This window comes from Kitasatospora nipponensis (assembly GCF_039528135.1).
Lineage (GTDB): Bacteria > Actinomycetota > Actinomycetes > Streptomycetales > Streptomycetaceae > Kitasatospora > Kitasatospora nipponensis.
Genome location: NZ_BAAALF010000741.1, coordinates 1 through 683, shown reverse-complemented (window position 1 = coordinate 683; position 683 = coordinate 1). Strand labels below are relative to the sequence as shown.

Below are 683 nucleotides of genomic sequence, written 5' to 3'. Positions count from 1 at the left end.
CGACCGTCGGATGGCGTTGACGAGTCGTATCTGTGCCTGGGCCGGTTCTTGTTTGGCCGCGCGGAACTCCTCCGGGCTCAACGGATTCGTCAGTGGATCGGTCTGCCTTGCTACTTGCTCCAGGAAGCCATCGACGGCGTGGCCGAACTCGTCAATGGCTGTCGCCACATCGTTGGGGGCTACCAGGCTCACGCGTATCAGGACCGCACTCCACTCCCCCCAGTCGTGATCCCAGCCTCGACGGTCGGCATGCGCCCGCCCGATCTCCATCGTGAACTTCGCGTAGTGGCTGAACAGCTCCTGGTAGGCGGCCAGTTGCTGGCCGCGGAGCCACTGCCGGTCCTGCGCACGCCGCGTGACGATGCCCCCGACCACGACGCCCACCGTGGCGGAGAGAGCCCCGGCCGCAGTTGTCACCAGCGTATCGAGCACTGCGCCCCCGCCATTCCACGTTGGTGACCCAACCTTCGATGGCGACCGTAGTGGTGATCAGCCTTCTACGGCAACGATATGTGTTTGAGCAGGGTGTTCTGTGATGGGTCATCAGTTTCCGTTTGAGCCGGTGTCGGGTGCCGGCGACGTCGGCTGGGGCAGGGCGAACAGGCCGGGTACGGTGAGGATGCCGCGGTACACCAGTCGCTTCGGGAGATGGCGGACCGGGTACCCGCTGAGCTCGCCGAAGC

General features: G+C 65.3%; 1 protein-coding gene. It reads right to left on the bottom strand.

Annotated features, from left to right (window positions below):
* Nucleotides 1-432: hypothetical protein (locus ABD323_RS43055; protein WP_344447483.1), on the bottom strand; the 432-nt coding region annotated here is incomplete at its 3' end.
* Nucleotides 433-683: the final 251 nt, after the last annotated feature.